The sequence below is a fragment of the Gordonia sp. AC31 genome, from assembly GCF_031844505.1.
Lineage (GTDB): Bacteria > Actinomycetota > Actinomycetes > Mycobacteriales > Mycobacteriaceae > Gordonia > Gordonia hongkongensis.
Map to the genome: position 1 here is coordinate 1 of NZ_JAUZVK010000057.1, position 4,152 is coordinate 4,152.

Here is a 4,152-nt window from a genome sequence, read left to right on the forward strand (position 1 = left end):
CGAAACCCAGGAGTCACGTTCTTACACAGACATCTTGACAAGCTCCACGATCTCGGCGACCTTCTCCTCACTGATCGAAGACTTACGGCCCCGACCAGCTCGTACCTGCCCGAACTTCGTCAACCCGTCCTCGGCGAAAACGGAGCCATCACGTGCACGATCAGTCGGGGGAGAGCGGCGCCAGGCCGCCCCTGACAACAAAATCGCCGCACTAGTTTCCGATCATGACCCGAATGGGCTTCGCTGTTGCGGCACCGGCAGAGGTTGTGCGACGGCGGCGAGGTTTCCGTTCCAGCTGGCGGAGGCCAGGCCAATGTTAACCGTCAGGGTCGCCTTGCCGAGGCGTGGGGTTGAAACGTCAAAAACGTAGATTGCTAGCCGACTCTCGCCTGGTGCGATGACACCGGCTAGGTCAGGTTTGCCGACCAGTGGTGCTTCGATTCCGTCGGCCCCGTACGTGAGGTCCGGATCGAGAATGCTGTATGTCTGGATCGGATTCGATCCAGCCCTGTAGCGCACGTTGATGACAGTTTGCGTGCCTCTCGTGAAGGCCGCCATAGTGACGCGTTTGCCGTCGTAGCCAACGAGGGGTTTCCCAAACGGTTCGATGATGTAGCCGTCGCTGGTCGTCGGGACGGCGACAGCGCTTCCGACGGTTCCGCACAAGGCCAGCACGAACGGGACCGTGGCCGCAGCAATGAGTCTAGACAGGCGCTTCATTCGCGGAATTCTAGATGACGCCCGCTCGATCTACTACGTCGTTGGCTGACGCATGTGTTCGGAGTGGCTGACCTCAGTGACAGCCGGTGTGAGAGTTGCCGATAGGACTCCCGCAGCTCAGCAGCTTCGGAGTCTCGGGTCCGTGTCACCGAGTCTCATCTAAGTTGCCAAAATTCCAACTGTGTTGTCACCCCGACACGCTGGCGTCGCCTCGTACGGTCACGGCCCGTCGAGGCTCGGGGCTGGTGGTAACCCTGCATATTCGGTCGCTGCATAATGTGGTTGCACGTCTGGTGAGGCGTTGAGAATCTTGTCGTGTGGAAGCTGTCGCGTCGAAAGAGAAGAATCAGCCGGCGCCGCCGCCTCCCGCTCCTGCTGCGCGATCCGATCGGCATCGCCGGTCGTAGTACCCGAACGAAACCCGCCGTCGATCTCTGCTTGACGGACCCCGTTGCGTAACGCCTCGGGGTGCACTCCGAGGCGATCGGCGATCCGGTTGATCGCATCCCGCCACGACTCCGGAGCTATCTCACCGCTGCCGTCACGGTGAACGGCTTCTGTGCTAGCGCTATGACTCTCATGGTTGCGAGTTGGCACCTCTGAGCGGCGGCCCGATGTACTCGAACCAGTCGTCGAGGGGTTCAGAGGGGGGGTGTGTGGCGGGGTGTCACGCGCGGGTTGTGATCTCGTTCGAAGGAGTGAGCGAGGTTGAGTAGTGTGCTTTCAGCGAACGGTCGCCCCAACAGATCAAAGCCAACCGGGAGTCCCTGCGGGGATAGGCCTCCGGGCACCGACAGCGCCGGTAATCCAGCGCACGGCGCGATGTCTGCGGTGATCGCTGCGTCGACCCGCTCGTCGGGGATTAGTGGAGGCTGAATTTGCGTGGTGGGATGAACCAACGCGGCAACGCCGTGGCGATCCATCAGCCCGGTGATCCTGTTCTTTAGGGCTCTGCGTTGGGCCAGGGCGACACCGTAGAGCGGATTCCTGCGACCGCCGGTTGCACGTGACGCCAGCAAACGCGATTGCGCGTATGCGACCGACGTATTGGATGCGATCACGGCGTCGATGCCGGCGACCGGTCGTCCTGGTAGATGCCTGAGGTAGTTGTCGATGTCCTCGCAGGCTTCGTACAACACGACATCGGCAACGAGTGCCTCAGTCTCGTCCAGTTCAGGAATCTCCACCAGAACGACACCGCTGTCGCGAAGGCGGGCCAGAACCGATTGCATCACTGCCAACACACCGGGGTCACCGCCCGGGCCCGTCGGGCCGGTGAACATCGAGCGAGCCACGCCGATCCGGGCGCCTCGCAACGCCTGCGCGGACAACGCAGCGTAATAGCTCGGAGGGCGCTGTCCGACCGCCCGAGCTGTGGTCGCGTCGCGTGGATCGCTGCGCCCTGCGATGACGTCGAGAACCATCGCCAGGTCTGCGACGCTCCGACCTATCGGCCCAACGGTGTCCTGGGTGGACGCCAACGGTATGACACCACCAATGGATGCGAGCCCCTTGGTTGGGCGCAAACCGTACAAACTGTTGTGCGCGGACGGAATTCGGATCGATCCGGAAGTATCCGATCCCAGTCCGACAGCTCCGAAGTCGGCGGCGACGGCAGCGCCCGTACCGCCGCTGGATCCCCCGGGGTTATGGGTGAGGGAGTGAGGGTTGCGGGTCTGGCCCAGGCGAGAGCTGTCTGTGGAGATGAAAATCGCCCACTCACTCATGTTTGTCTTCGACAGGACGATGGCCCCGGCAGCACGCAATTGCGCCACCACGGTTGCATCGGACGCCGGGACACTACCGGCGAGTAGTCGGGATCCGGCTGACGTCGGAAGGTCTGCGGTGTCGAAGTTGTCCTTGACGACGATCGGAATACCGTGCAGCGGACCTCTCACGCGGCCAACGCGCCGTTCCTGATCGAGCCGCGCGGCGGTGTCCACAGCGTTCGCATTGTCGGTGATGATCGCATTGATTCTGGGACCGCGCTGGTCGTAGGCGGCGATTCGCGCGCGATAGGCTTGAACAAGATCGACCGAGGTGGTCTCGCCTCGCTCGAGTGCCCGCGCGAGATCAGTGACCGACAAGCCGTCGGGTCGAAAATCCGGCGGCTTACCGGGCGTCGTCGGCGACGTGGGTGTAACCGCTGACGAGACGCCGTCACCGAAAGTGACTGCCGAACCGGCTGCTGCGGTCACCGCGGCCGCTGCAGAGAGAAACCGCCGACGGCTCACCCGCTGCCGATCATCCATCAGATAACTCGCTTTCAATCGTAGAACCAGCTCCACGCGTACTCGCCTGGCCCGCTGGTGCTCTTACGAAGCGCGATCGAAGAGTCGATCCGCGCAAGGTCGACAAGGTTCTAGGTAGGAGTAAATCTCCCACGCGACCGGGACACGTGTGTATCAAACGCAGCGAATCTCTTTAGCGAAGAGAAGAGAAACAGGTCACACTTCGACGAGTGCTGGCTAACTCAGCCAAGTTCAGCGGCGCCCGTCCAGTAGCGCCGACCGACGGAAGGCGGAACTCGGCTACGGTGCAGACCCGCTGGCGTGGCCATCTGGCGTGTCCCCCGTGAGCCGGTCCGGGTTGTTTTAGAGTCCTGATTGCCCTGATGAGGGCGGAGAAGGGACGATGAAGACCATGGCAGGACGCAAGCGTCACTCGGCGGAGGACATCGTGCGCAAATTGCGCCGGGCCGACGAGTTGGCCGCCGAAGGCAAGACCGGCGAGGAGATCGCCGCCGATCTCGAGGTGTCGGCGGCCACCTTGTACAACTGGCGCCGCCAGTACGGCGGCATGGACGGTGACGCCGCGAAGGAACTCAAAGAGCTGCGCGAGCAGAACAGCCGACTCAACCGGTTGCTCGCCGATGCCGAACTCGAGAAAGACGCGCTGCGGGAGATCGCCAAGGGAAAATTCTGAGCCCGACCGCCAAACGCGCCGCCATCGACATGCTCAAAGACGTCAAGAACATGTCAGAACGCATGGCGTGCAAGGTCGTTGGGCTTTCCAGGTCGGCCTATCGACGGCTACCGCACGCACACACGCCAGCCGACCCCGACGCCGCACTGCGTGAGCAGCTACGCACGTATGCCCGCAAACACCCGCGGCACGGGTTCCGGCGAGCGTGGGCGCACCTGCGCTTCGACGACGGCATCGAGATCAACAAGAAGAAAGTGCATCGACTGTGGAAAGAAGAGGGCCTGCAAGTGCGGCGCGCTCCGCGCCGCAAACGCGCCGGCCAGTCATCGGTCCCGGTCGTTGTCGCGGACGCACCGAAAGTGGTGTGGGCATTGGACTTTCAGTTCGATTCCACCGTGGATGGGAAGAAGATCAAGATCGCGTCCATGGTTGACGAACACACCCGGATGTCGTTGCTGAACATCGTGGACCGCTCGATTCCGGCTGAGCGGTTGATCGAGGAGTTGG

The 4,152-nt window shown here is 62.5% G+C and carries 4 protein-coding genes; 2 read left to right on the top strand and 2 right to left on the bottom strand.

What is annotated here, in order from left to right; genetic code table 11:
- Positions 1-222: 222 nt before the first annotated feature.
- Positions 223-720: a hypothetical protein gene (locus Q9R39_RS24380; RefSeq protein ID WP_311278421.1), complete on the bottom strand. Its 498-nt coding sequence runs from the start codon at positions 718-720 to the stop codon at positions 223-225.
- A 641-nt stretch (positions 721-1,361) separates the two neighbouring features.
- The gene (locus Q9R39_RS24385; RefSeq protein WP_311278422.1) at positions 1,362-2,972 is read right to left on the bottom strand and encodes an amidase family protein; all 1,611 of its coding nucleotides are present in this window, start codon (positions 2,970-2,972) and stop codon (positions 1,362-1,364) included.
- A 382-nt stretch (positions 2,973-3,354) separates the two neighbouring features.
- Between Q9R39_RS24385 and Q9R39_RS24390 the strand changes: the two genes are divergently transcribed.
- Together Q9R39_RS24390 and Q9R39_RS24395 are read left to right on the top strand one after the other, a co-directional pair.
- Positions 3,355-3,645 carry a transposase gene (locus tag Q9R39_RS24390; protein WP_311278423.1) on the top strand — a complete coding sequence of 97 codons (291 nt, stop codon included), beginning with the start codon at positions 3,355-3,357 and terminating at the stop codon, positions 3,643-3,645.
- 29 nt (positions 3,646-3,674) lie between these two features.
- A partial coding sequence (locus tag Q9R39_RS24395; protein ID WP_311278424.1) for an IS3 family transposase occupies positions 3,675-4,152 on the top strand: 478 nt, incomplete at its 3' end.